The 25,509-nt window shown below is 72.2% G+C and carries 23 protein-coding genes; 20 read left to right on the top strand and 3 right to left on the bottom strand.

Annotated features, from left to right (window positions below):
* Positions 1 to 36: 36 nt before the first annotated feature.
* From HDA40_RS04400 to HDA40_RS04390, 3 genes are read left to right on the top strand one after another with little or no spacing between them, the layout of a single operon-like run.
* Positions 37 to 864: an HAD-IIB family hydrolase gene (locus HDA40_RS04400; RefSeq protein WP_253752005.1), complete on the top strand. Its 828-nt coding sequence runs from the start codon at positions 37 to 39 to the stop codon at positions 862 to 864.
* 24 nt (positions 865 to 888) lie between these two features.
* Positions 889 to 2,232 (top strand): NAD(P)/FAD-dependent oxidoreductase, encoded by a 1,344-nt coding sequence (locus HDA40_RS04395; protein WP_253752001.1) that lies wholly within the window; start codon positions 889 to 891, stop codon positions 2,230 to 2,232.
* Between the two features lie 37 nt (positions 2,233 to 2,269).
* Positions 2,270 to 2,782: a hypothetical protein gene (locus tag HDA40_RS04390; RefSeq protein WP_253751998.1), complete on the top strand. Its 513-nt coding sequence runs from the start codon at positions 2,270 to 2,272 to the stop codon at positions 2,780 to 2,782.
* Here the strand turns inward: HDA40_RS04390 and HDA40_RS04385 are convergent.
* Positions 2,779 to 3,843: an NAD(P)-binding domain-containing protein gene (locus HDA40_RS04385; RefSeq protein WP_253751995.1), complete on the bottom strand. Its 1,065-nt coding sequence runs from the start codon at positions 3,841 to 3,843 to the stop codon at positions 2,779 to 2,781. The genes HDA40_RS04390 and HDA40_RS04385 overlap by 4 nt on opposite strands.
* Before the next feature lie 104 nt (positions 3,844 to 3,947).
* Between HDA40_RS04385 and HDA40_RS04380 the strand changes: the two genes are divergently transcribed.
* Both HDA40_RS04380 and HDA40_RS04375 read left to right on the top strand, forming a co-directional pair.
* Positions 3,948 to 4,592 (top strand): 4a-hydroxytetrahydrobiopterin dehydratase family protein, encoded by a 645-nt coding sequence (locus tag HDA40_RS04380; protein WP_253751992.1) that lies wholly within the window; start codon positions 3,948 to 3,950, stop codon positions 4,590 to 4,592.
* Positions 4,562 to 5,224 carry a hypothetical protein gene (locus HDA40_RS04375; protein ID WP_253751989.1) on the top strand — a complete coding sequence of 221 codons (663 nt, stop codon included), beginning with the start codon at positions 4,562 to 4,564 and terminating at the stop codon, positions 5,222 to 5,224. Before HDA40_RS04380 ends, HDA40_RS04375 begins: the two co-directional genes overlap by 31 nt.
* Before the next feature lie 30 nt (positions 5,225 to 5,254).
* On the opposite strand, the gene HDA40_RS04370 is transcribed toward HDA40_RS04375, so the two are convergent.
* Positions 5,255 to 5,818 carry a histidine phosphatase family protein gene (locus HDA40_RS04370; protein ID WP_253751986.1) on the bottom strand — a complete coding sequence of 188 codons (564 nt, stop codon included), beginning with the start codon at positions 5,816 to 5,818 and terminating at the stop codon, positions 5,255 to 5,257.
* A 121-nt stretch (positions 5,819 to 5,939) separates the two neighbouring features.
* Here HDA40_RS04370 and HDA40_RS04365 point away from each other — a divergent pair, with 121 nt between their 5' ends.
* Genes HDA40_RS04365 through HDA40_RS04355 form a run of 3 tightly spaced genes read left to right on the top strand, consistent with a single transcriptional unit; the run spans position 5,940 to position 7,787 of the window.
* Positions 5,940 to 6,371 carry a winged helix-turn-helix domain-containing protein gene (locus tag HDA40_RS04365; RefSeq protein ID WP_253751983.1) on the top strand — a complete coding sequence of 144 codons (432 nt, stop codon included), beginning with the start codon at positions 5,940 to 5,942 and terminating at the stop codon, positions 6,369 to 6,371.
* A 22-nt stretch (positions 6,372 to 6,393) separates the two neighbouring features.
* Complete coding sequence (locus tag HDA40_RS04360; protein ID WP_253751980.1) at positions 6,394 to 7,005, top strand: hypothetical protein; 612 nt, start codon at positions 6,394 to 6,396, stop codon at positions 7,003 to 7,005.
* Positions 7,006 to 7,040: 35 nt separating this feature from the next.
* Positions 7,041 to 7,787, top strand: coding sequence for a class I SAM-dependent methyltransferase (locus tag HDA40_RS04355; RefSeq protein WP_253751977.1), 747 nt, complete (start codon positions 7,041 to 7,043; stop codon positions 7,785 to 7,787).
* A gap of 60 nt (positions 7,788 to 7,847) precedes the next feature.
* Here the strand turns inward: HDA40_RS04355 and HDA40_RS04350 are convergent, their stop codons facing one another.
* Complete coding sequence (locus HDA40_RS04350; protein ID WP_253751974.1) at positions 7,848 to 9,275, bottom strand: KamA family radical SAM protein; 1,428 nt, start codon at positions 9,273 to 9,275, stop codon at positions 7,848 to 7,850.
* A 144-nt stretch (positions 9,276 to 9,419) separates the two neighbouring features.
* On the opposite strand from HDA40_RS04350, the gene kdd reads away from it, so the two are divergent.
* The 12 genes from kdd (at position 9,420) to HDA40_RS04290 (ending at position 25,491) form a co-directional block, all read left to right on the top strand.
* Positions 9,420 to 10,451: an L-erythro-3,5-diaminohexanoate dehydrogenase gene (kdd, locus tag HDA40_RS04345; protein WP_253751971.1), complete on the top strand. Its 1,032-nt coding sequence runs from the start codon at positions 9,420 to 9,422 to the stop codon at positions 10,449 to 10,451.
* 4 nt (positions 10,452 to 10,455) lie between these two features.
* Positions 10,456 to 12,051: an amidohydrolase gene (locus HDA40_RS04340; RefSeq protein WP_253751968.1), complete on the top strand. Its 1,596-nt coding sequence runs from the start codon at positions 10,456 to 10,458 to the stop codon at positions 12,049 to 12,051.
* Positions 12,044 to 13,600 carry a lysine 5,6-aminomutase subunit alpha gene (gene kamD / locus HDA40_RS04335; protein ID WP_253751965.1) on the top strand — a complete coding sequence of 519 codons (1,557 nt, stop codon included), beginning with the start codon at positions 12,044 to 12,046 and terminating at the stop codon, positions 13,598 to 13,600. The genes HDA40_RS04340 and kamD overlap by 8 nt, the downstream gene beginning before the upstream one ends.
* Positions 13,597 to 14,346, top strand: a complete 750-nt coding sequence (gene kamE, locus HDA40_RS04330; RefSeq protein ID WP_308197671.1) for a lysine 5,6-aminomutase subunit beta — start codon at positions 13,597 to 13,599, stop codon at positions 14,344 to 14,346. The genes kamD and kamE overlap by 4 nt, the downstream gene beginning before the upstream one ends.
* Positions 14,343 to 14,723 (top strand): 3-aminobutyryl-CoA ammonia lyase, encoded by a 381-nt coding sequence (gene kal / locus HDA40_RS04325; protein ID WP_253751961.1) that lies wholly within the window; start codon positions 14,343 to 14,345, stop codon positions 14,721 to 14,723. Before kamE ends, kal begins: the two co-directional genes overlap by 4 nt.
* Positions 14,720 to 16,015: a glutamate mutase L gene (locus HDA40_RS04320; protein ID WP_253751958.1), complete on the top strand. Its 1,296-nt coding sequence runs from the start codon at positions 14,720 to 14,722 to the stop codon at positions 16,013 to 16,015. Before kal ends, HDA40_RS04320 begins: the two co-directional genes overlap by 4 nt.
* An 88-nt stretch (positions 16,016 to 16,103) precedes the next feature.
* Positions 16,104 to 19,340: a hypothetical protein gene (locus tag HDA40_RS04315; protein ID WP_253751954.1), complete on the top strand. Its 3,237-nt coding sequence runs from the start codon at positions 16,104 to 16,106 to the stop codon at positions 19,338 to 19,340.
* Positions 19,337 to 21,883: an FtsX-like permease family protein gene (locus tag HDA40_RS04310; protein ID WP_253751951.1), complete on the top strand. Its 2,547-nt coding sequence runs from the start codon at positions 19,337 to 19,339 to the stop codon at positions 21,881 to 21,883. Before HDA40_RS04315 ends, HDA40_RS04310 begins: the two co-directional genes overlap by 4 nt.
* Positions 21,880 to 22,719, top strand: coding sequence for an ABC transporter ATP-binding protein (locus tag HDA40_RS04305; protein WP_253751948.1), 840 nt, complete (start codon positions 21,880 to 21,882; stop codon positions 22,717 to 22,719). The genes HDA40_RS04310 and HDA40_RS04305 overlap by 4 nt, the downstream gene beginning before the upstream one ends.
* A 38-nt stretch (positions 22,720 to 22,757) precedes the next feature.
* Positions 22,758 to 24,578 carry an apolipoprotein N-acyltransferase gene (gene lnt, locus HDA40_RS04300; RefSeq protein WP_372502841.1) on the top strand — a complete coding sequence of 607 codons (1,821 nt, stop codon included), beginning with the start codon at positions 22,758 to 22,760 and terminating at the stop codon, positions 24,576 to 24,578.
* 43 nt (positions 24,579 to 24,621) lie between these two features.
* Positions 24,622 to 25,107 carry an FxsA family protein gene (locus HDA40_RS04295; protein ID WP_253763556.1) on the top strand — a complete coding sequence of 162 codons (486 nt, stop codon included), beginning with the start codon at positions 24,622 to 24,624 and terminating at the stop codon, positions 25,105 to 25,107.
* Positions 25,108 to 25,149: 42 nt separating this feature from the next.
* Entirely contained in the window at positions 25,150 to 25,491 is a 342-nt protein-coding gene (locus HDA40_RS04290) for a DivIVA domain-containing protein (RefSeq protein ID WP_253751945.1), read from the top strand.
* Positions 25,492 to 25,509 lie beyond the last annotated feature (18 nt).

Raw genomic sequence — 25,509 nt, 5'->3', positions numbered from 1 at the left:
CGTCGGCCGCATGATCGTCACGGCTACGCTCGGCCGGTGACCACCCTCTACGTGACGGATCTGGACGGCACCCTGCTGAACTCCGCCTCGGCGGTGAGCCCCACCTCGGTGAAGATCATCAACGACCTGATCGAGCAGGGTCTGTGGTTCACCGTGGCCACCGCCCGCTCGCCGTACACCGCCTTGCCGATCCTGGGCGAGCTGGACCTGCGGCTGCCGATGGCCTTCATCAACGGCGTGTTCGTCTACGACCCGATCAGCCGGACCGAGCTGGCCCGCAACCTGATCCGCCCGGAGACCGCCGCGACCGCCGTCGACGTCCTGCTCCGGATGGGACTGCGGCCGCTGGTGTTCACCATCGACGCCGGCGGTCACCACCGCATCCACCACCTCGGCGAGCAGAACGCGAGCGAGCAGAACTTCACCGCGGTCCGGCTGGCCCGGGGCGACCGGCGATTCCAGCTGGTCACCGACTTCGCGCAGGCGCTGTCGGAGGAGATCTTGACGGTGATCGCGATCGACACGCCCGACCGGATCGATCCGGTCCTCGCCGAGCTGCCCGCCGACCTGTACGCCCACCTCGGCCCGGACCGGGGCGTGCCCGGGTACGCCTGGCTGGAGCTGTGTCATCCGCTGGCGAACAAGGCGGACGCCGTCCGGTTCATCCGGGATCACGTCTCGGCGACCCGGTTGGTGTGTTTCGGGGACAATGCCAACGACCTGCCGATGTTCGCCATCGCCGACGAGAGCTACGCCGTCGCGAACGCCACCGAGGCGGCGCTGGCGGCCGCCGGCGGGACGGTCGGTCCCAACGACGAGGACGGGGTCGCCCGCCATCTCCAGCGCCATCTCCGGGCGGGGTGACCCGATCTGGCCTAGCGTAAGGGCATGGACAGGCACAAAGTGGTCGTCGTCGGCGGGGGATTCGGCGGCCTGTTCGCCGCCAAGGCCCTGGACCGGGCGCCCGTCGACGTCACGGTGATCAACGGAACCGCGCACCACCTGTTCCAGCCACTGCTCTACCAGGTCGCCACCGGCATCCTGTCCGAGGGCGAGATCGCGCCCCCGCTGCGCGAGGTGCTGCGCCGCCAGCGCAACACACGGGTGCTCATGGGATACGTGACCGAGGTCGACGTCGCGAACCAGCAGGTGAAGGTCGTCGCCCCGGGCACCTCCTACACGGTCGACTACGACTCCCTGATCGTCGCGGCGGGGGCCGCTCAGTCCTACTTCGGCAACGACCAGTACGCCGTGTACGCCCCCGGCATGAAGAGTATCGACGACGCGCTGGAGTTGCGCGGGCGCATCTTCGGCGCGTACGAGCTGGCCGAGCTGGAGACCGATCCGCAGGCGATCGAACGGTGGCTGACCTTCGTCATCGTCGGCGCGGGCCCGACCGGCGTCGAGATGGCCGGGCAGATCGCCGAGCTGGCCCACCGGACGCTGCGGGGGGAGTTCCGGCACATCGATCCACGTAAGTCGAAGATCATCCTGGTCGACGCCATCGGCGCGGTGCTCCAGACCTTCGGCGACCACCTGTCCAGCCGCGCCCAGCGACGGCTGGAGAAGATCGGCGTCGACGTGCAGCTGAACACCAAGGTCGTCGGGGTGGACCAGACCGGCATCGAGGTCGAGACGCCCGAGGGCCGCCGCCGCATCGAGTCGATGACCAAGATCTGGGCGGCCGGGGTGTCGGCGCCCGCGCTGTCCCGGCAACTGGCCGAAGCGGCCGGCGGCGCCACCGACCGGGCCGGTCGCATCCTGGTCAACCCGGACTGCACAGTGGCCGGTCATCCTGAGATCTTCGCGATCGGCGACATGATGTCGCTGAACAAGCTGCCCGGCGTCGCGCAGGTGGCGATCCAGAGCGGCAAGTACGCCGCCAGGCAGATCATCCGACGGGTCAAGGGGCAGCCGCCCGGCAAGCCGTTCCACTACCGCGACAAGGGCAGCCTCGCCACCATCTCCCGGTTCTCGGCGGTGGCCAGCGTCGGGCACCTGCGGTTCAGCGGCTACATCGGCTGGGTGTTGTGGCTGGTCGTGCACTTGATTTATCTGGTCGGCTTCAAAAACCGGTTGATCACGCTGGTGCACTGGGCGATCAGCTTCGTCGGACGCAAGCGTTCCGAGCGAGTGTCGAGTATCCAGCAGGTCTTCGCCCGCCGGGCGATGGCCGAGTACGGTAATCCGGTCTACGCGCGATTTGGAAAGTCGTCGGAACACGACGACTGAGGACGTTTGAGACCCTGAAAGTGGGTATGGGCGGCGCATGTCGACGGATGTCGCGCAGATCGGCACGCCGGCCGAATACGTCCAGGCCCTCCGTGCGCTGCGGGAGCGGGCTCAGCTCAGCTATCGCGAGCTGGAGGAGAAAGCCTCTGCGCTGGGCGAACGGCTGCCACGGGCGACGATCGCCCATGCGCTGTCGCGGGGGCACCTTCCCGGCGAGGAGATGATCGCGTCGTTCGTGCGCGCCTGCGGCGAGGACGCCCTGGCCGTCGAACGCTGGCTGGTGGCGCACCGCCGCCTCGCCCAGGCCGATCTCTCGCACGCGGTCGAGCGGTGGGTCCATTCCCGCTGGCAGGTGCGGGCCGACAAGCCCCGGCCCGATCTCGCGAGCGCCGTCGAGAACTGGCTCGTGACGCGCTGGCGCAAGACGACGCCCAAGGCCACCACCATCGGGTACGCCGAAGGCCGGTTGGCCGAAGCCGCGGCCCGATCGCAAGGGGGACGCTGGCGGGGGTTGCACCGCCGTTCCCGGCGCGGCCGTTCCGACTCCTAGACTGTCGCCGCTGCTTCCGGCGTACGCAGCAGGTCCCGGATCTGCCGGGCCGCCGCCCGGCCGGCGCGGTTGGCCCCGACCGTGCTCGCCGACGGTCCATAGCCGACCAGATGCAGCCGCGGCTCGGCGAGGACCCGGGTGCCGTCCATCCGGATGCCGCCGCCCGGCTCGCGCAGCTTCAACGGCGCCAGGTGGTCCAGGGCGGCCCGGAACCCGGTGCACCACAGGATGACGTCCGCCTCCGCTGACGTCCCGTCGGCCCACTCGACCCCGTACGCCGTGATCCTGGCGAACATCGGCAACCGGTGCAGCGCGTCCTTCGCCAGCGCTTCGCGTACCACCGTGGTGTAACCGAGACCGGTGACGCTGACGACGCTCTGCGGGGGAAGACCCGCGCGGACCCGCGCGTCGACCTCGGCTACGACGGAGCGGCCGGTGTCCGGCGTGAACTCGCCGTCGCGGAAGACCGGCGGCCGGCGCGTGACCCAGACGGTCTGGGCGGCCACCCCGGCCAGATCGGACAGCGCGTGGACGGCGGAGTTGCCGCCGCCGACCACGACGACCCGCTTGCCCGCGAACTCCTCCGGACCCCGGTAGTCGGCGTAATGCAGCTGGCGGCCCTGGAACTCGGCCGCGCCCGGGTAGTACGGCCAGTGCGGCCGGGTCCAGGTGCCGGTCGCGTTGATGACCGCGCGAGCCACCCATTCGGTCGTGCCGTCCGACACGACGAGCCGGTCGGGCTCCCGGCGAACGGACTGGACCGCGACGGGGCGGATGACGCGAAGCCCCATCCGACGCTCGTACGCGGCGAAGTAGTCGCTCACAGCGTCGGCGGCAGGGTCGGATTCCCGCCGATCGGCCGGGTCGAAGGGGAAGCCCGGCAGGTCGAAGATGCCGTGCACCTCGGCCATGCTCAAGGTCGGCGACCGATGTCGCCACGCTCCGCCAGGGGTGGCGTTGGCGTCCAGCACCACGAAATCCGTCAGGCCGAAATGGCGCAGGAAGTACGCGCTGGACAAGCCCGCCTGCCCGGCCCCGATGACGACCGCGTCGATCTCCACGTCCCCTACAACCCCCGCACCCGCCACCCCCATCCCCCCTGTGACCCCCCTCTCCCGTGCGGGGGAACCGGCGAGCGTCACACCCCGCTGGCAGTATTCGCGGCATGGAGATGCTCTCGCGGCAGGCCGCGTCCGAAGCCGTCCACGACCTCGGCTGGCGTTACCAGCTGCGCTCGCTGCGGGCCACGATCCCAGCGGCCTCGGTGGCGGAGGCCGTCGCGCTGGCACAGACCGTGGTCGACGCCGCGGGCGAGGCCGCCGACGAGCACCTCTGGCTGGACGTACGCCGTGATCAGCTCCTCCTGGCCGTGCAGAGCACCCAGGACGAGCCGTGGGTGACGGAGGAGGACGTCGCACTGGCCCGGCGCATCACCGCCGCCGTCGGCGGGCGTACGCGTCCCGGGGTGCGCCAGGTGCTGGAGATCGCGATCGACGCGCTCGACATCAACGCGGTCCGCCCGTTCTGGCGAGCACTGCTGGCGTACGCCGACGAGCCGGACGGCTCGCTGAGCGACCCCGATCGGCAGAGCCCGCCGGTGTGGTTCCAGCAGATGGACGCGCCGCGTCCGCAACGCAACCGCATCCATTTCGATGTCACCCTGCCGCACGACGACGCGGCAAACCGGATGGCGGCCGCGATCGCAGCGGGTGGACGGCTTGTCTACGACGCCGAAGCACCGGCGTTCTGGGTGCTCGCCGATCCCGAAGGCAACGAAGCGTGCGTCACGACCTGGCAGGCCCGGGACTGACGACGCCGTCGCCGGTTGGCGTGAGAAGGCGGACTCGTGTCGCGGACGATAGTCTGCGGCAGATCTCTGTCGCCGCAACGGGAGGAGCGCGGATGCAGCCGAATCCGCCGCAGCTCGGCTTTCCGCAGCAAGGTCAGCCGCAGTTGCGTGGCGGGCCGAGCCCGTTGTCGGGGAAGCCCAGACCGAGGGCGAATGCCGTCGCCGCGATGATCGCCGCCAGCTTGGCGCTGCTCGCCGCCGCCATGCTCTGCTGGTTCGCGCTACACGACGTCGTCTACGCCCTCGGGTCGACCGATCGCTGGTCCAGCCTTGTGCTCCAGAACGTGATCGGTGGTGTCGGCGGCGCCGGTGCGCTTGTGGTCCTAGCGGGGTTCACCTTCGCCCGCATGATTCCCGGCGCGTGGACGCTGTGCGGGCTCTGTGTGCTTTACGTGGTGGTGACCTTGGTCGTGTCGCCGTTGCTGCGGGGCATCGCTGTGAGCGATCAGTTCACGTTCGTGTTCGGCTTTGAGAGAAGCAACGGCATCGCCATCGCGCTGGCGGTCATCTTCAGCGTCCTGACAGCGGTCACCGCGGCGGTCGCGGGCACCGTGAAGTCGTACGGGCCGACCAGCGCCGGTCCGCGTCCGTGATCTCCCAAGAGCGCGGTCAGCTGCGCGCGGTCAGGCGTTCCAGGTCTGGATCACCGGGTCCTCCCGTTCGAAGCCCAGCACGTTCAGCGTCGCCGTCTCCAGCTTGAACAGCGCCCCGTCCTGGGGCGGCAGCCCGAGCCAGCGTGCGGTCAGCACCCGCAGCTGGTGGCCGTGGCCGATCAGGCAGACGTCCGCGCCGGCCAGGATCGGGCGTACGCGGTTCAGGATCCGGTCTGCGCGCGCACCGACCTGTGCGGCTGTTTCGCCGCCCGGGGTCGCGCCGGTCCACACGGTCCAGTTCGTGTCGTGTGCCCGGATCTGCGGCGTCGTCCGGCCTTCGTATTCGCCGTAGTTCCACTCGACCAGGTCGTCGTCGACCTCGATCGGGCCGATCCCGGCCAGCTCGGCCGTCTTCTGCGCCCGTTTGCGGGGACTGCACAGCACCAGCGCGAACGAACGCCCGGCCAGCCGGGCCCCGAGCGTACGCGCTCGGCGTTCGCCCTCCGGGGTGAGGTCGAGGTCGGTGACGGACGTATGGCGGCCGGTCGCGGACCATTCGGTCTGCCCGTGCCGCACGAGGACGATCTCCCGCATGCCTTCCATCAAACCGTGTCCAGGCGTGTCATGCGTCTGACCTGAGACTAATAGGCTCCTAGGACGGCTTGTCGGACGTTACGCGGATGACCGTGTGGCGAACACGGCTTATCGTGGCCAGATGGACGCGACCCCGGAGCAGGTCGCGCGGCGTCTCGGGACCTCGCGCCGACGCGTGGTGTCCGCCGCGCGCCGCCTCGGGGTGGGGCGCGTCGCCGGGGGCGGGTGGCTGTTCTCGCCGGAGGACGAGGACGCGCTGCGGGCCGAGCTGGGTGTCGACGCGGGCGGTCCGCTGCCGCGCTCGCAGATGCGCGTATTGGCCGAGTTGTCGCTGCGTCCGCGTGGGCTGGTCTCCGCGCGGGCGGTCGCGGAGGCGTGCGGGCTGGCTCCGGCCACCGCGAGCGCCGCGGTGAAGTCTCTGCTCGCGGATGGTTTCATCGTGGTACGCGACGGTGCCCTGCACGCGGATGTGCTGCATCCGCGGTGGCTGGAGTTGCGGCCGTTGCTGCGGGAGGTTCGTCCGCCCGAGTCGCGGGGAATGGAAGCTGCATGACTTCGCGTGACGTGGACCTCCCATGACCGAGCGGCTGCCGCATTGGTTGAGGGGTGTGTTGTCGCTGGAGGCGGCGTACCGGTGGCGGGCGCTCGCGACCGAGGGCAGCGATCAGGTGGTCTCCGGTGGGACGGCGTTGGCGGTGCAGCTGCGGCATCGGGTCTGCGACGAGATCGTGTGCGTACCGGCGGGCAGTCTGCTGCGGGAGCCGGTGACGGTTGCCGGGATGGCGGTCGCCTCCGCCGACGACGTGCTGGTGCAGCTGCTGTGGGCCGATGCCGCCGAGCGGCTGGCGGATCTGCGGCAGGTGGAGCTGCGTACGCCGTTGCAGGTGGAGGAGGGGCTGATCCTGCTGGCCCATGTGCGCCCCGAGGTGAGCACCGAGCGGGTGATCTCGGAGTTGTCGGAGGCGGCCGCGGGATTGTCCGGTGACGTGGGGGAGTACTGGGCCGAGCGCCTGCCGGAGGTGGCGGCCTCGATGGCCGTCCGTGGCTTCGTCCGCCGCGCGGTGGTGCCCCGGCAGCGGGGTCCGGTGCATCGGCCGGCGTTGACGTTGGGCAGTTCGGGTCAGGTGTGGGTGGAGCCGCACGAGCGGGACGGTCAGCAGGTGGCCGGCTACTGGCGTCGTCGCTGAGGCCGGGAGTTCGGGCGCTGTGGCAGCATGGCCGCGTGGCGACGACGGTTTTCGGGGAAGTGGCAGCGCAGTACGACGACGTCCGGCCGGGGTATCCGGCGGAGATGGCCGACGCGTTGGCCGGGTATATCGGTGGTACGCCGGAGCTGATCGCCGAGATCGGCGCGGGTACCGGCAAGGGCACCGAGCTGTTCAGCCGGTTGGGGGCGCCGATGCTGTGCGTCGAGCCGGATCCGCGGATGGCCGAGCATCTGCGGGCGAAGTTTCCGCGGGCTGAGGTGGTCAGCTCGGATTTCGAGGGCTGGGCGCCGTCGCGGCCGCTGCCGGTGCTGGCGGGGACGTTGATCTGGCATCTGCTCGATCCGGCCGCTCGGTGCGTACGCGCGCATGGGCTGCTCGATGAGGACGGCGTGCTGGCCTTGATCGGGCGGAAGCATTCGTTCGCCGACGAGGAGCAGCGGGTCGCGGTGGACGCCGCGTTCGCCACCGAGCACTATCCGGTGGTCGACCGGGGTGCGGAGTGGATCGTCGCCGACCTGCGCGACAGCGGGCTGTTCGACGATGTGCGGGTGCTGCGGTTCGACTCCGATCTGGCGCTGCCGACCGAGGCGTACCTGCGGATGGTGCAGACGTTCTCGCCGTTCCGGCTGCGGGAGCCGGCCGCTCAGGAGCGGTTGCTCGGCGCGATCCGCGACGCGGTGGAGGCCACCGGCGGCGTCATGCGCATGCGTCTGGAGACGACGTTGAACCTCGGCCGGCGGCTGAGCCTCGGCCAGGGGTGAAGATCCGCGACGGGCGGTGCTGCCCGCACCGCATATGCGCCGCCCGTCGCGGAGGCTGGGTCAGTCCTCCTGCTTGGCCCACCAGCGGCGGCCGGACTCGGGGAGGGTGTCGATCGGGTCGTAGTAGGCGTATCGCTTGGTGAGTGCGTCGGCCTCGGCGGCTTCGATCGACGTGCGGTAGTTCTTGGTCCAGTACGAGATGCCGTGGTCACGGTCGTACTCGGTGACCATGTGGACCCAGCGCTTGCCGACGAAGGGCACGTCGCAGACGATCCGTGGGGTGGCGTAGCCGGGCAGGTAGCCCATGATGTCGTGCTGGAGCTGCTGGGCCTGCCAGACGGCGACGCGCCAGTGCTCGGCGTTGGGGATCATGTCGCACATGTAGAAGTAGTACGGCAGGATGTTCGCCTCGCCCTGGAGTGCGAAGCACAGGTCGAGCAGGTCGTGGCTGTGGGCGTTGACGCCGCGCATGAGTACGCCCTGGTTGCGGACGTCGCGTACGCCGACTTCGAGCATGGTGCGGGCGGCCTTGGCGACGATCGGCGTGATCGAGTTCACGTGGTTGACGTGCGTGTGGATGGCCAGGTTGACGCCTCGGCGGCGGGCGGTGCGGGCGACTCGTTCGACGCCTTCGACGACGTCGGCCTGCAGCCAGTGCTGGGGCAGGCCCATGAGCGCCTTGGTGGCCAGCCGGATGTCGCGGATGGTGTCGATCTCGAGCAGCCGCATGAGGTACGCCTCGAGTTGCTTCCACGGCACGTTGGCGACGTCGCCGCCGGAGACCACCACGTCGCGGACGCCGGGGTGGTTCTTCAGGTACGCGATGTGGGCGTCGTAGCGGTCGACCGGCTTGAGTTCCAGTTTGAGCTTCGCGACGGCCGGGGTGGAGTTGCCGACGAGGTCCATGCGGGTGCAGTGGCCGCAGTACTGGGGGCAGGTCGACAGCAGTTCGGCGAGCACCTTGGTCGGGTAACGGTGGGTGAGTCCTTCGGCGACCCACATGTCGTGCTCGTGCAACGAGTCGCGGGTGGCGTGCGGGTGTGAGGTCCACTCGGGCAGCCGGTCGGAGGCGACCGGGACCATGTAGCGGCGGACCGGGTCGGCGTAGAACGCCTCGGTGTACGCCGCACCGGCGGGAGCGCCGGCCGGGACCATGGTGTTGAGCATCTGCGGGGGCAGCAGCATGGACATGGTCGCGGTCTGCTGCTGGTCGGCTTCGAGGTCGATGTAGAAGCGCTCGTCGAGCAGGTCGCCCATGACGGCCCGGAGCTGCTTGACGTTCTTGACGCAGTTGACCCGCTGCCACTGGGCGTTCTCCCACTGGGCGGCGGTGACGTCACGCCAGCCGGGGAAGCGGGTCCAGTCGGGTTCCACGAGTTCCTTGCGGCGGTACTCGTAGGGTTGGGCGCCTCCCGCTCGATCCGGCGTCAGCGTCAGCCGGGAGGACGGTGAGGCGGCCTCTACGGCGGATTCTGCTTCGCTGGACATTTGGCTCCTCCTCGAGCGGTGGGGTGACGGCGTCACACTACTGGATTATTTTTCGTGTAGGAACTATTCTGCCGGAGAATTTCCGCCAGCGCTCGCAAAGCACCGGCTGTTGTACGTATCAAGGGGAATCAAGGAGATCTGACGATGACGTCGCCCGTAGGTCTGCACCGGGTCCTCGAGCCGAGCGGCGTCCTGCCGCAGGCGGCCCTGCGGCTGTCCACCGATCCGGCGGTCGGCGCGGACGAGGTGCGGATCGCGATCGAGAAGCTGAATCTCGACGCGGCGAGTTTCCGGCAGCTGTTCACCAAGCACGGCGGCGACGGCGACAAGGTGCGCGCGGAAGTTCTCGACATCGTCGAATCACGCGGAAAGATGCACAATCCGGTCACGGGCTCCGGGGGGATGCTGATCGGCACGGTCGACGCGGTGGGGCCGGATTCGCCGCTGGGCCTGAAGCCGGGAGATCGGGTCGCTACGCTCGTCAGCCTAACCTTGACCCCACTGAACATCATCGATGGTCTCGATCGGTGGGACGGGTTGTCGGAGCAGGTGCCCGCGGTCGGCTACGCGATCCTGTTCGGCCGGTCGATCGCCGCCAAGCTGCCCGACGACCTCGATCCCGAGCTGGCCCTGGCGGTGTTCGACGTCTGCGGGGCCCCGGCGCTGACCGAGCGCGTCGTGAAGAAGTACGAGAACCCGACCGTCGCCGTCATCGGGGGCGCCGGCAAGTCCGGTTCGCTGGCACTGGCCGCCGCACGACGGGCCGGCGCTGTGCGTACCGCTGGGATCGTGCCGGTGGAGGCGGAGCGGGAGCGGCTCGTGGCCGCGGGGCTCGCGGACGTCGTGGCGTTGGCCGACGCGCGTGACCCGGTGGCGCTGTCGGCGGCGGTCGAGGCGGCGCTCGGGCGGCGCGCGGACGTGACGGTGGTCTGCGTGGACGTGCCGGGCTGCGAGCACGGCGCGATCCTGTCCACCGCGGACGGCGGCACGGTGATCTTCTTCTCGATGGCCACGAGCTTCGCGGCCGCCGCGCTGGGTGCGGAGGGTCTCGCGGCGGACGTGACCATGCTGATCGGCAACGGGTACGCCCCGGGGCATGCGGAGCTGGCGCTGGACCTGCTGCGCGAGGTTCCTGGCGTGCGCACGCTGTTCGAGGCGCGACTAGCGGCAGACTGATCCCATGCCTACCTCTCTGTACACGAACGCCGCCATCCGGACTCCCGCGCTGCCGGTGCACGCCGGTCTGTCCGCCCTGCTGGTGACCGACGGGGTGGTCACCTGGCTCGGCCCGGTGGAGGACGCGCCCGCCGCCGACACGGTCGTCGACGTGCGGGAACTGGCCGGCGAGAACGCCCTGATCACCCCGGCGTTCGTGGATGCGCACGTGCACGCGACCGACACGGGCCTGGCCCTGTCGGGGCTGGACCTGTCGGCGGCCCGCAGCGCGCGGGACGTGCTGGACGCCGTCGCGGCGTTCGCGGCCACCCTGCCCGAGGGCGCGGTGCTGCTGGGCCACGGATTCGACGAGTCCGCCTGGCCGAGGGAGGCGCAGGTGCCGCCGACCGCCGCCGAGCTGGACCGGGCCGCCGGTGGTCGGGCCGTCTACCTGTCCCAGGCGTCGATCCACTCCGCGCTGGTCAGCTCCGGGCTGCTGACGCTCGCCGAGGGCGTCGCGGGCTACGACGCGTCCGGCTGGGTACGCCGCGACGCCCACCATGTCGTGCGGGAGGCGGCGTTCGCCGGGATCACGGCCGAGCAGCGGCGGGCCGCGCAACGGCGCGCGCTGGAGCACGCGGCGTCGCTGGGGATCGGGGCGATCCACGAGTGCGGCGGCCCCGGCACCTCGTCCGAGGACGACTTCACCGACGTCCTGGCGCTGGGCCGGCTGCCGGAGCTGCCGGAGGTCTACGGCTACTGGGGCGAGCTGATGGGCGCGGCCAAGGCGGTCGACCTCGGCGCGGTCGGCGCGGGCGGCGACCTGTACGCCGACGGCGCGCTGGGGTCGCGTACGGCGCATCTGTCCAGCGACTATCTCGACGGGGACGGCTGCGGGTTCGGCTACGTCACCGCCGACCAGGTACGCGACCATCTGCTGGACTGCCACCGGCACTCTTCCTCGACGGGTCGGTTCGTCCAGGGCGGGTTCCACGCGATCGGCGACGCCGCCATCACCACGGTGCTCGACGGGTTCGCGATGGCGGCGGCCAAGCTCGGCGGCAACGGGGTGAGCGGCGCGGAGGTGCTGCGCGAGTCCCGGCACCGCATCGAGCACGTGGAGATCGTGGACAAGGCGCTGATCGCCCGGTTCGTCGAGTACGGCATCGTGGCGAGCATGCAGCCGGCGTTCGACCGGTTGTGGGGCGGCGAGCACCAGATGTACGCCCAGCGCCTGGGGGTGGCCCGGTCGCTGGCGAGCAACCCGATGGGCCAGTTGCACGCGGTCGGGGTGACGCTGGCGTTCGGCTCGGACTCCCCGGTGACTCCGCTGGACCCGTGGGGTTCCGTACGCGCCGCCGTCAACCATTTCAACCCGACGCTGCGGATGAGCGCGAAGTCCGCGTTCGCCGCGCATACCCGTGGTGGCTGGCGCGCCGCCCATCGTGATGACGAAGGCGTGCTCGCCCCGGGCAAGGCGGCCACGTTCGCGGTGTGGCAGGCGCCGGCCGGGCTGGTCGGGACCCTGCCGACGCTGCTGCCCGCCCTGCCCGACGAGCCGCTGCCCGACCTGCCGGACTGCCGGTTGACCATCCTTCGTGGAGAGAAGATCTATGGGTAAGTTGCACCTCGACGACGACGTCGTGGCGAAGGCCCGGGAGCTGGCCCGCAGGGCCGGTGCGCCGGTGGTGGACCTGGCGCGCAGCCACACCACCGTCTCGGTGGAGCGGGCCGTGCTGCGGCTGGCCGGGATCACCGGAGCCGACGCGGAGGGCATCCCGTGGGCGAACCGGCTCGTCGACGCCGTACGCGCCGACACCGGGCTCGGCCAGGGGGTCGCCCTGCCCGTGTTCGACGCGATGCTGTCGGAGGGTGAGACGGATATAACCGTGCTGGCCCAGAAGGCGGCGGCCGGTTCGGTGCGGTTCCGCGTACCGGAGGGCAAGGCGCGCACGGCCGCTCGTAAGGCCGCCGACCGGGCGGTGAAGGCCGGGATGAAGACGATCGACCGCAACCGCGCCGACCGTGACCGGATGATCAAGAAGCTCGGCGATCCGAAGCAGCGCCCCTGGATCTACCTCATCGTCGCCACGGGCGACATCTACGAGGACATTCCGCAGGCGCAGGCGGCCGCCCGCGCCGGGGCGGACGTGATCGCGGTGATCCGCTCGACCGGCCAGTCCCTGCTGGACTACGTGCCCGAGGGCGCGACCCGGGAAGGCTTCGCCGGCACGTACGCCACCCAGGAGAACTTCCGCCTGATGCGGGCGGCGCTGGACGAGTCGTCGAAGGAACTGGGCCGCTACGTACGCCTGACGAACTACGCCTCCGGCCTGTGCATGCCGGAGATCGCCACGCTGGCCGGTCTGCAGCGGCTGGACATGATGCTCAACGACTCGATGTACGGCATCCTGTTCCGCGACATCAACCCGATCCGCACCTTCGTCGACCAGCGGTTCTCCCGGCAGATCCACGCCCGGGCCGGGATCGTCATCAACACCGGCGAGGACAACTACCTCACCACCGCCGACGCGGTCGACGAGGCGCACACGGTCACGGTGTCGCAGCTGCTCAACGAGTACTTCGCGCACGAGGCCGGGCTGGCGGACTGGCAGCTGGGCCTGGGCCACGCGTTCGAGATCAACCCCGATCTGCCGGAGTCGTTCCGGCTCGAGCTGGCCCACGCGCTGCTGGCCCGGGAGCTGTTCCCGGACGCGCCGCTGAAGTGGATGCCGCCGACCAAGCACATGACCGGCGACGTGTTCCGCGGCAACCTGCTCGACGGCTTCTTCAACCTCGTCGGCGCGATGACCGGCCAGGGCATCCTGCTGGTCGGCATGATGACCGAGGCCGTGGTCACGCCGTGGCTGTCCGATCGGGACATCGCGCTGCAGAACGTCCGCTACGTCCTCAACGCCTGCGGCGGCCTGCACGAGGACTTCGTCCCCGCCCCGGGCGGCTTCATCCAGCAGCGCGCCCACCAGGTCCTCGACGAGGCCGTGGACCTGCTCGGCGTGATCGAGAAGAAGGGGCTGCTCACCGCGATCGGCGAGGGCACCTTCGGGATCATGAAGCGGCCCGCCGACCGGGGCAAGGGCCTCGACGGCGTCGCCCAGCACGAGGACGGCTATTACAACCCCGCGACCGAGCTGCTGGAGGCGGCCCAGTGAGTTCCGTGATCCGGCCGTACGGCGACACCACCGGCGACGGCATGGTGCAGGTGTCGTTCACCCTGCCGATGGCGCACGACAAGAAAGCCGAGGGGGCCGCGCTGCAGCTCGCGGCGAAGATGGGCCTGGACCCGGCGATGCTCGTGCACGCCAAGCAGATGGGCGACGGGTTCACCTTCTTCGTCGTCTACGGACGGGTCAACCATCTGGTCGAGCCGGACAAGGTGCAGGTCGTCGAGCGCGACTTCCCGCTGCTGAGCGCCAAGGAGGTCAACACGGCGGTCAAGCTGAAGATGCGGCGCAAGCTGTCGGTGGTCGGGGCGACCATCGGCACCGACGCGCACACGGTCGGCATCGACGCGATCCTCAACGTCAAGGGGATCGCCGGGGAGAAGGGCCTGGAGTACTACCGGGAGCTGAAGGTGGTCAACCTCGGCGCCCAGGTGACCGTGCCGGAGCTGGTGGAGGCCGCGCGTAAGGAGAAGGCCGACGCCGTACTGGTCTCGCAGGTCGTCACGCAACGCGACGCGCACCTGCACAACACGCGGGAGATGTCGGCGGCGTTCCGGGAGGCGATGCCGGCGGCGAAACGGCCGCTGCTCATCGTCGGCGGGCCGCGGTTCGACGAGCTGATGGCCGGCGACCTCGGCGTCGACCGGGTGTTCGGCCGGGGCACCACGCCCAGCGAGGTCGCCTCGTATCTGGTCCACCGTCTCGTCACGCAGAAAGCGGCAACCGTCAAATGAGCGTCGGAACGATCGTCACCCACCGCAAGTACGTCCCGTACAGCCACGCGCACTACGCGGGCAACCTCGTCGACGGGGCGTACGCCCTGGCCGCGTTCGGCGACGTGGCGACCGAGGTGTGCATCCAGCTCGACGGCGACGAGGGCCTGTTCGCGTCCTACGCCGACGTGCAGTTCAAGGCCCCGATGCGGGCCGGTGACGTGCTGGAGATCGTGGCGACGGTGACCCGGATGGGCAACCGCAGCCGCACGATCGACTTCGAGGCGCGGGTGGTCTGCCGGGGTCGCCCGGACCGCAGCGAGTCCGCCGCCGAGGTGCTCGACCCGCCGATCGTCGCGGTGACGGCGACCGGCACGGTGGTCGTCCCCGCCAAGTGAGAATCGCCTGCGTGGACGTCGGGTCCACGTTCACCAAGGCCGCCGTGGTCGACACGGACACCGGCGCGCTCCTGGCCACCGCGTCGCATCCGACCACCGTGGAGTCCGACGTGCTACGCGGCCTGGACGCGGCGGTCGCGGCCACCGGGATAGCCTGCGACGAGGTCCGCGTGTGCTCGTCGGCCGGCGGCGGGCTGCGCCTGGCGGTGGTCGGCTACGAAGCCCTGGTCACCGCCCAGGCCGGGCACCGCGTCGGCCTGTCAGCCGGCGCGAAGGTCGTGCACGTCGCGGCCGGCCCGCTGGATGCCGCCGGGCTCGCGGCGCTGCGCTCGGCGTACCCGGATGTGATCCTGCTGGTGGGCGGGACCGACGGCGGCGACGCGGAGGTCTTGACCCACAACGCCGGCAAGCTCGCGCGGTCCCGCCTGTCCGCGGGCCGCCACCGCGTTCCGGTGGTCCTGGCCGGCAATCAAGATGTACGCGCAGAGCTGAGCACGCTGTTCGGAGACGCGGGAACGCCCCTGACCGCCACCGAGAACGTGCTGCCGAAGATCGGGGTCCTGGAGCCCGGGCCGGCCCGCGCGGCGATCCGGGAGGTGTTCCTGCGGCACGTGATCGGGGGCAAGCGGCTGTCGAAGGGTCCCCGGTTCGCGTCGCTGGTACGCGCGGCGACCCCGGACGCGGTGCTGCGCGGAGTGGAACTGCTGGGCGACGAGCTGGGCCAGGATCTGCTGGTGGTCGACGTCGGCGGGGCGACCTGCGACGTGTACTCGGTGCTGACCCCGGACGCCGAGCGCGCCCACGTACGCGCGGAGGCGGCCGGGACGTTGTGGCGCAGCCGCACGGTCGAGGGCGATCTCGGGATGCGCTGGAGCGCGCCAGGAGTCGTCGACGCGGCCGTGGCGGAGCGGCTGATCCCCTCGGCGGAGGAGCTGGCGGTGGCGGCCGCCCTGCGGTCGGAGCGCCCGGGGTTGGTGGCCGGCCCGGACGATCCGCTCGACGGCCGCATCGCGGCCCTCGCGGCCACCGTCGCGGTACGCCGCCATACCCGCAGCGGCCCCGACCTGCGCGACGTACGCCTGGTGATCGGCTCGGGCGGCGTACTGCGGCACAATTCGCCGTCGTTCGGCCGGGCGGTGCTGCGCACGGCGCTGGCCGACACCGCCGGCGGCTGGGCGTTGCCCCGCGATCCGGCGGTCGTGATCGATTCGGCGTACGTGCTGGCGGCGGCGGGCCTGCTGGCCGACGATCATCCGGCGGCGGCGCTGGCGTTGCTCGGTTCGCTGCGCTGACTTCTTGATCCAATCGGGGGACCCCGGCGGCGTTTCCGGTCCGTTACGCTCCATCGCTGAGTGTGGGAGCGCTCCCGAGAGGGTGGACATGTGGCGGATGCTCAGGCGCGGGCTACGCGCCCACGCCGGTCAGGCGGCGATCCTGGCGACACTGGGATTCCTGCTGGCCGCGGTCGCCACGGCGGCGCCGGCGTACGCCCGCGCGGCGGCCGGTCGGCTGCTGGTCGCGCACGTGAGCGCCGCCGGGCCGTTGGAGCGCACGCTCAGCCTGCGCGGCGAGGTGGTCTTCGACGCCGCCGGTGACCGTGGCAAGGTCGACGCCGCGCGCGCGGCGGCCGAACGCGCCGCGGCCGGCAGCGGCTTGGCCGTCTACACGACGTTGCAGGTCCCGGCCCGGATCAAAGCCGCATCCGGTGCACTCGCGGCCCCGGTGGTCAGCCGCGACGGCGCCTGCGAGCACCTGACGATCGCCGGCAGCTGCCCCGCCGCGCTCGGCGAGGTCCTGCTCAGCACCACGGCGGCCGACAAGCTCGGCGTACGCGCGGGCGACGAGCTGACCGCCGACGTTCCGACGCTGTCGGCCGTCCTCGGCTACCGGCTGACGGTCGTCGGCGTCTACCAGCCCGGCGGCGATCGGGCGTACTGGGCGGGACGCTCGGATCTGACGGCCGATCCACGGCGCACCGACACCCCGGTGCTGGCCGGGGCGGACACCGTGCGCGCCATCGCTACCGCCGACGCCGCGCTGCTGCGTACGCCGGTCGCCGCGGACGCGGTCAACGGCGTCAGCGTCACCGTGGTCGTGGACACGACGGTCACCGATCCGGCGGCGTTGCCCGCCGACCTGACCGCTGCCCGGTCCACCCTGGACGAGCTGCGGCAGACGCCGCCGGACTCCTTCTTCGCCACCGGGCTGCTGCCGGAGCTGTTCGACCAGATCACCGCCGGGCGGCGGGCGCTCGCGGCCGGGGTGCTGGCGGCGGCCGGGGCGCTGCTGCTGGTGGGCGCGTTCGTGCTGCTGCTCGCGGCGGCGGCGGCGGCCGACCGGCGGGCTCCCCAGACGGCGCTCGGCGTCCTGCGCGGCGCCCCGGTGCGTACGCGGTTCCTGTTCGCGGTCGGCCCGTCGGCGTTCGCGGTGCTGGCCGGTGCGGTGCTGGGCGCGGCGACCGGGCTGCTCAGCGGCGGGTCGCCGGTGTCCACGACGGACGGTGCGGCGGCCGGCGCCGTGCTGGTGGCGGTGCTGGCCCTGGTCGCCGCCACAGAGACCCGCGTTCTGCGTACGCCGGTGCTGGACGCCGTGCGGCGCGCGCAGCGGGCCGCGAAGCGGCTGCGCTTCGCGCCGCTGGAGGCACTCGTCGTCGTCGTGGCGCTGCTTCTGGCGTACCAGAATGTGACGGCGAGCCCGGATGCGGGCCTGGCGCCGCTGGCCCCGATGGTGAGCGTGCTGGCGGCGGCCCTGCTGGCCGGGCGGATCGTGGCCTGGGGACTGGCTCACCTGGGGGTGGGCCGCCTGCGCCGCGGCGACCTGGGGCTGGGGCTCGCGGCGATGCACCTGGCCCGGCGGCCGCACACGGCCCGCGCGCTGGCGCTGGTGGCGGTCGCGGTGGCCACCCCGGCACTGGCGGCCTCGGGCGTGCAGACCACCTCGGCGGCGCTGCGCGAGCGTGCGGTGGCCGAGCTGGGCGCGGCCCGGGTCATCACAGTGGTCGGCTCGGATCACACCGCGGTCCGCGCGGCCGTGCACGCGGCCGATCCGGACGGCCGCTGGCTGCTGGCGGCGGCCCGGCAGCAACTCGCCGCGAGCAGCGTCGTCGCGGTCGAAAGCGACCGCCTCGCCCGGGTGTCCGAAACCGGTGCCGCGCTGGCCCGCCGGATCGCCGCCGACGTCCGCCCGGCGGTCAACGCACCCGTGCAGGTGACCGGGACACGGCTGGTCCTGGACGTGACGGCGACCTCGGCCGACGCCGGCGGGACGATCCGCGCCACCCTCGTGACGGCGGCCGGGCAGCGGTTCACGGTGCCGATCACGGTCGCGCATCAGCTCGGCGCCGGCTCCTACGCCGCCGACGTGCCGCAGTGTGCCGACGGCTGCCGGCTGGCCTGGCTCGGCTTCACCTCGTCACCGGAAGCGCTGCGGCTGACCGCGATCCGGCAGCAGTCCCCGGACACGACGCTGGTCGACGCCGCCGGAATGGCGGCCGCCGGTCGCTGGCGGCCCGGCTTCACGACCACCGCGGGCGACCTCACCGTGCTGCACGGCGACGGCTGGCTCAGCGCCCAGTACCGGCCCAGCGATCCGATGCACGTCTCGACCGACCTGCGCGTCCTGGTGGCCGACGCCCCGGTGCCGTTGCCCGCGGTGGTCGCCGGCCGTGCCCGGCTGGCCCAGACCGACGAGGTCCGCGAACTGCCCGTGCTCGACGGGATCTCCCGGCCGGTACGCGTCGTGGACGGTGCGGGCATCCTGCCCGGCGCGGGCGGCGACGGCTTCCTGATCGACCACGAGTACGCCGACCGCCTGGCCGACGAAGGGGGAGTCGTGCAGGCCGAAGTCTGGGCGCGCGCCGACACCCCGGCGGCGGTGCTGACCGGCATACGCGAACGGCTGCTGATCGCGGGCGAGGAGACAGTGGACGAGCGCGTCGACCGGATGGTGCGCACCGGACCCGGACAGGCGGCCCGATTCCGGCTCGGCGCGGCCCTGCTCGGGGTGCTGCTGGGCGCGGCCGGGCTGGCCGTGATCACCACCGGCGAGTACGCCCAACGCCGGGCCGAACTGCTGGACCTGCGGCGGCAGGGCCTGACGGCCCGCACGGCGGTACGCGCGATCGGCTGGTCGGCGTGGCTGCTCTTGGCGACCGGAGTGCTGCTGGGCGCCGCGCTCGCCATCGCCGCCGCGATCGGCTGGGGCGGTGGCGGACTGTCGGTGTTCACCGACGACTGGACCGCGACCGGCGTACCGACGGTGTCCGGGCCGGCCGTCGGGCTCGGAGTGCTCGTCGCCGCCGCGCCGATCGCGGCGTCCGGCTGGCTGAGCGCGCGGCGACTGGCCCGCGCCGTAGTCGCGCCCGAGTCGGACGGCGGCGGTTCATTCGCCGCGGACGCTGGCGGTGCCTCGGCTCAGGGCGGCGGCGGTTCGTTCGCTTCGGACGGTGACGCTTCGACCACGGCTGGCGGCGGTTCGTTCGCTCCGGACGGTGGCGGTGCCTCGGCCCCGGGTGGCGGCGGTTCGTTCGCCGCGGACGGTGGCGGTGCGTCGATCCCGGACGGTAGCGGTGATGGCGGCGATCGGGCGCTGGTGTCGGACGGGGAGGAAGGCCGATGATCCGGATCGTCCGGGTGATGCTGCGCCGGCGGCGGGGCACCGCCTTGCTGGTGCTGGCCCTGTCGGTGATCGCGTCGGCGGCGGCCGCGGCCGTGCCGTTGTACACCGGCGCGGCGGCGCGGGCGGTGACGGCGGCGCAGGTCGCCGACGCCGCGCCGCAGGAGTTGTCGATCGCCCGGACGGTCCTGCTGACGCCGGGCGGATTCCCGGGCCGCCCGGCCCCACTCCCGGCCGAGAAACTCGCCCCGCAACTGCCCTACCAGCCCGGGTTCACCACGGTCGGCGGGTTGCTCGTCGGCGGGCAGCTCGGCGCGACGGAGACGTCGCTCGGCACGTCGGTGTGGCTGGCGTACCGGTCGGGGGTGTGCGCCCATGTCCGCATGGTGTCCGGCCGGTGCGTCGCCGGAGCCGGGGAGGCGATCGTTCCGCAGTCGGCCGGGCTGCGGCCGGGCACGGACACCGGCTTCGTCGCCGGAACCCTATCGCAGGGTGGCTTCCGGGCCGACGGCGATCCGATCCGGCTCACCGTCGTCGGCGTGTACGCCATCGGCGACCTGACCGGCGCGTACGGGGCGGGGCGGTCGTTCACCGGTGTGCCGCAGCCGGACGAGGAACCGGAGCAGGAAGTGCCCGCCGTGTTCGCGACGCTGGAAACCGTCGCCGCGACCCCGTTCGGAACCGCGTTCCAGACCACCGACCTGATCGCCGACGGCGTGGACTTCACCGACGACGCCGGGCTGCGGTCGCTGGCCGCCGAAGAGGAGACGCTGGCCGAGGAGAACGGCTACGACGTCAGCACCGCGCTGCCGGACCTGCTGGACCGCATCGCCGCCCAACGCGCCGGACTCGACCGGTCGGTGCAGGTCGCGGCGGTTCCGCTGCTGCTGCTGACCATGGTCGTGCTGTACCTGGCGGTCAGCTCCAGCACGGTGCGGCGGCGTACCGAGAGCGGACTCGCGGGGCTGCGGGGCGTACCGGGGTTCACCCGGTGGTGGCTGTCGGCGGCGGAGACACTGCTCCCGGCCCTGGCGGCGGCCCCGATCGGGCTGGCCGCCGGGTGGCTCGGCGTACGCGTCCTGGGGGCGTGGACGTTGCCCGGCGGCGACGGTCCGGAGCTGACCTGGGGGGTCGTGGCGACGGTGGCGGCGGCGATCGTCACGGTGGCCGCGCTCGCCGGAATAGCCGTGGCACAGGCCGGCCGGGGACCCATCGCGGCACAGTTGCGGGGTACGCCCGCTCGCGCCCACACCGTCCTGATCGGACTCGCTGAGGTGTGCGCGGTGCTGGCGGCGGTCGCGGCCGGCTATCAGATCACCGCCGAGGACCAGCCGGGCGGCCTGGCCCTGCTGGCGCCACTGCTGACGGCGGTCGCCGCCGGGCTGGTGGCCCGTCGCCTGACCGGTCCGCTCGCCGAACGGCTGGGCAGGTGGGGGCTGCGGCGCGGCCGCGTCAACCGGGCCATGGCGGCGTTCGTGATCGCCCGCCGGCCGACCCATTCGCGGCTGCTGGCGCTGCTGGTGGTGCTGTTCGGCACTGGCGGGTTCGCCGTCGCGGCCACCACCGCCGGCGCGTGGGCGCGGGCCGAACGCGCCCGGCTCGACGTCGGCGCGGCCGAGGTGTGGAGCCTGCCGACCACGACCGCCGGGGACCTGCGCGCCGCCGTCCGCGACGCCGACCCGTCCGGCCGGTACGCGATGGCGGCGGCGATGCTGCCGGACAAGCGGTTCCGGGTGCTGGCGGTCGACGCCGAGCGGTTCTGCGGCATCGGGTACTGGAGCGCCGACGCGGCGGTGCCGCAGGAGCAGGCGTGCGGTTCGCTGCGCGCGACCGGATCCGGGCCGTTGCCGATGATCGCCACCCAATCCCCGCCCGACCGGGTCGCCGCCGGTGCCGATTCGGTGTCGGTGACCGAGGTGGCCGAGGTCGCCGTGCTGCCCCGGCTCGGGACCGCCGGCGGTCTGGTCGACCTGGCCGGGCTGCCCGCCGCGACCCCGGTACGCCAAGCGCAGGTGTGGCTCGCCGAGGACACTCCGGAGCTGATCCGGTCGGGGTTGCGGGTGCAGGGGCTGACGCCGGTCGCGACGATGACCGCCGAGCGGGCGGCCGAGCGGCTCGAACGGTCCGGGCCGGCGCTGGCGTTGCGCTTCTACCTGGTGGCCTGTCTGGCGGCGGTGGTGCTCGGGGTGACCGGCGTCCTGGTGGTCGGCGCGGCCGAGCACGACGAGATCGGCCGGGTCATGCGGGCGTTGCGCATCCAGGGCATGCGGTCGCGGTCGGTGCCACGCCAGGTCGCCGGCGGGTACGCCGTCCTCGTTGCGGTCGCGGCGCTGATCGGCACTCTCGTGGCGGCCTTGGCCTGGCGTACGGCGCGGGCGGTGGTGCCGATGGTGGCCGACGGCGGCTGGGCGCCGGCCACGCCGCTGCTGCCGGTCCGGCCGGGCCTGCTCGCGGCGGCCCTGCTCGGCCAGGTCGTGATTCTGTTGCTGACGAGCCTCGTCGTGGCCACCGTGCTGCGGCGGGCGGTGGAAGGGGAGACCCGGTGAACGGACTGGCCGTGATCTGCCGGCGCGTGGTGCAGATCTACCGGGCCGAGGGCGGCGACGTGGTCGCCCTCGCCGGGGTGGATCTGGAGATCGCGCCGGGGGAGAAGGTCGCCCTGGTCGGGCCGAGCGGCTCGGGCAAGTCGACGCTGATCGCGCTGCTGGCCGGGCTTATGCGGCCCAGCGCCGGACGGGTCCACCTGGGACAGACCGACATCGGCAAGCTGACCGACGGCGAGCTGGCCCGGCTGCGCGGCACGGATCTGGGGGTGGTGCTGCAGGGCGCGACCCGCAACCTGCTGCCGTACGCGACCCTGGAGGACAACATCTGGCTCGCCCAGCGCCGTGTGCGCAAGGTACGCCCGGCTGACGTCGAACCGGCCGAGTCGGTCGCGGCGCTGGTCGGCCTGCTCGGGTACGGCGACCGCCGGATCGACCAGCTGTCGCCGGGCGCGCAGCAGCGGGCGGCGCTGGCGGTCGGCCTGGCCGCGTCACCGGGGCTGCTGCTGGTCGACGAGCCGACCAGCCGGCTGGACCCGGTCGCCCGGGACGAGGTGCTGTCGGCGCTGGACCGGGTCAACGCCGAGCGCGGCACGACCATCGTCGCGGTCACTCACGACATGGCCGTCGGTGAGGCGTTCGGGCGGGTCGTGACGATCCGGGACGGCCGCGTGGGCGCGGAGGGCCGTGGCGGACGGGAGTTCGCGGTCGTCGCCGGGGACGGCACCGTGCAGCTCCCACCGGCGATGCTGGCCAGCTACCCGCCGGGCACCCTGTTCTCGGTCGACGACGTCGACGGGGCGGTCATGCTGGAGGCGGAGAAGCCCGCGGCCGGTTAGTCAGGCCGGGTCTGGCCTGCGGGCGGAGGAGGGGGCTGATGCGGTGGGCTTTCGTGACAAGGCCGACTGGCCGTCGCGGTAGGGTTTTCGCCGTGACCGCAGCCGTTGCCCCGCCTGACGCCCCGCCGACCGAGGTGGCCGCGCCCGAGCCCACGCCCGCCGGCAAGCCGGTGCCGTACTGGGCCGGACTGCTGCTGTCGGTGTTCGCCGGGGCGGCGCTGCTGCTGTCGTTCCCGTCGTACAGCTTGTGGTGGCTCGCCCCGTTCGGCGTCGCGGCGTCGGCGCTCGCCGTGCACCGGCGGCGACCGCGTACGGGGGCTTTGTTCGGCTTCATCACCGGTGTCGTGTTCTTCGCGCCCCTGCTGTCGTGGACCAGCACGCACGTCGGCCCGTGGCCATGGCTGCTGCTGGTCGGCCTGCAGGCGGCGTACTTCGCCCTGCAGGGGCTGGCCCTGGCCGTGGTGAGCCCGGTCGTGGACCGCTGGCGGTGGAGCTGGCCGCTGGTCGTCGGAGTGCTCTGGGTCGGCCAGGAAGCCCTGCGCGGCCGTACGCCCTTCGGCGGCTTCCCGTGGGGCCGCCTCGCGTTCAGCCAGGCCGACGCGCCCACGCTGCGCCTCGCCGCACTCGGCGGGGCGCCGCTGGTCACCTTCGTCGTCGCCGTCACCGGCGGCCTGCTCCTGCTCGCCCTGGCCCGCGCGTTCCCCCGCCGGCTCGCTCCGCCCCAGACCACGCCGAAACGCCAGACCACGGCGGACGTCTCGGCCGACCCGCTCGGCTTGGGCTGGATCAGGGATGACGGTCGAATCTTCGACCAAGATTCGACCCAGAACCCTGATCCAGCGCCCAACCCGGCGCAGGCGGCGCTGGCGAGCGGGCGTAGGTGGGTTGCGGTCCTGGCGGTGGTCGGTGCGGCGGCGCTGACGGTCGTCGGGTACGCCGTCCCGTTGTCCACCCCGGACGGCCCGACCGTGACGGTCGCGATCGTCCAGGGCAACGTGCCCCGCATGGGGCTGGACTTCAACGCCCAGCGCCGGGCCGTGCTCGACAACCACGTCTCGGCGACCGAAGAGCTGGCCGCCGACGTCGCGTCGGGTAAGCGGCCCAAGCCGGATCTGGTGATCTGGCCGGAGAACTCCTCCGACATCGATCCGCTGCGCAACGCGGACGCCGCCGACGCCATCGACCGGGCCGCCCGGGCGATCGGCGTACCGATCCTGGTGGGGTCGGTGCTCAGCGGCCAGCAGGAGGGCCAGGTCTACAACGTGGGCCTGGTCTGGGAGGCGGGCCAGGGCGTCACCGCCCGGTACACCAAGCAGCATCCGGTGCCGTTCGCGGAGTACATGCCGCTGCGGCGGTGGATCGAACCGATCGCGAAGATCGTCACCGACAAGGCTGGTCTGCTCCGGTCGGACTTCCAGCCCGGCGACACCTCCGGCGTGCTCACCATGGGACCGGCCACCATCGGCGACGTCATCTGCTTCGAGATCGCGTACGACGGGCTGGTGCGGGACACCGTGACCGACGGCGCGGGCCTGCTCGTGGTGCAGACGAACAACGCCACGTTCAACGTCGACGAGGCCCGGCAGCAGCTGGCCATGGTGCGGCTGCGCGCGGTGGAGCACGGCCGGGAGTCGTTGATGTCGTCGACGGTCGGCATCTCCGGGTTCGTCGACGCCTCCGGCGAGGTGCACCAGGCCACCGGCTTCTTCACCCGGGACGTCCAGGTCCGGCAGCTCCACGAGGGCACCGGGACGACCCTGGCCACGCGGCTGGCGTACTGGCCGGAGCTGGTGCTGAGTGTGGCGGCGATCGCTGTCCTGGCCGGTGCTGTCGTGCTGCGTCGCCGCTCGCGCGGGTAGGCTTGAAGCGCCGGTAGGCGCCGGCGTGGGTCTGGAGGTGGCAGTGCGGTCTCGGTGGCGTTTCGTCCCGCTGGCGGTGCTGGTCCTGGCGATCGTCGAGATCGCCGTTTTCGTGGGCGTGGCCCAGCTCATCGGCTTCGGGTGGGCGCTGTTCGTCCTGCTGCTGATGAGCGCGGCCGGCGTGTTCGCGCTCGGCCGGGAAGGCCGGCGCGGCTGGCGTCGAGTACGCGACGCCGCTCGCAGCAACAGCCCGGTCGGTCCCCAGGCCGCCGACGGCATCGCCGGAGCGATCGGCGCCCTGCTGCTGTTCGTGCCGGGCTTCTTCACCGGAGTGATCGGGGCGCTGCTGCTGATCCCGCCGATCCGCAAGCTCGCCGCCCGGCGAGGCCAGCGCATCACCGAGAAGCGCGTCCCGTCCAACGTCGCAGGCGACCTGTTCGGGCCGCGTCAGGTGCGCGTGCAGCGTACGCCGAAGGCCGCCCAGCCCAAGGAGACCGACGAGGTCATCGAAGGCGAGATCGTCGACTGACCCGGCTACCCTGACCCCACTCGTTGGGGAGAGGGGTCCGAAGTGCTGCCGTTCCTGATCGCCGCCGCGATAGCCGCAGTCTTCATCGTGGTCATGACACTGCCGAGGCGCAGCGAGCAGACGCTCGCCGTCGAGACCACCCCGGCGGAGACGCCGTTCACCATCGTCCTGCGCGGCTACGACCGCGAACAGGTCGAGAAGGAGATCCGGGCGGCCGAGAACGCACTGGGTTATCAAGACCCCGCCGCCGCTGCGAAGGCGGCGCAGTCGATCGCCGAGTTCCGCGCCAACGGGCTCGTCGTGCTGCGCGGCTACGACCGCGAGCAGGTCGACCATCACCTGGACCGGCTGTCGGCCGAGCTGGCGCGAGTCGTGGCCGGCTGAGCTGACGCGGAGCCGGCA

The organism is Hamadaea flava, assembly GCF_024172085.1.
In the GTDB taxonomy this organism is placed as follows: domain Bacteria; phylum Actinomycetota; class Actinomycetes; order Mycobacteriales; family Micromonosporaceae; genus Hamadaea; species Hamadaea flava.
The sequence above is the reverse complement of the archived record's forward strand: the minus strand, read 5'-3'. Positions and strand labels throughout refer to the sequence as shown.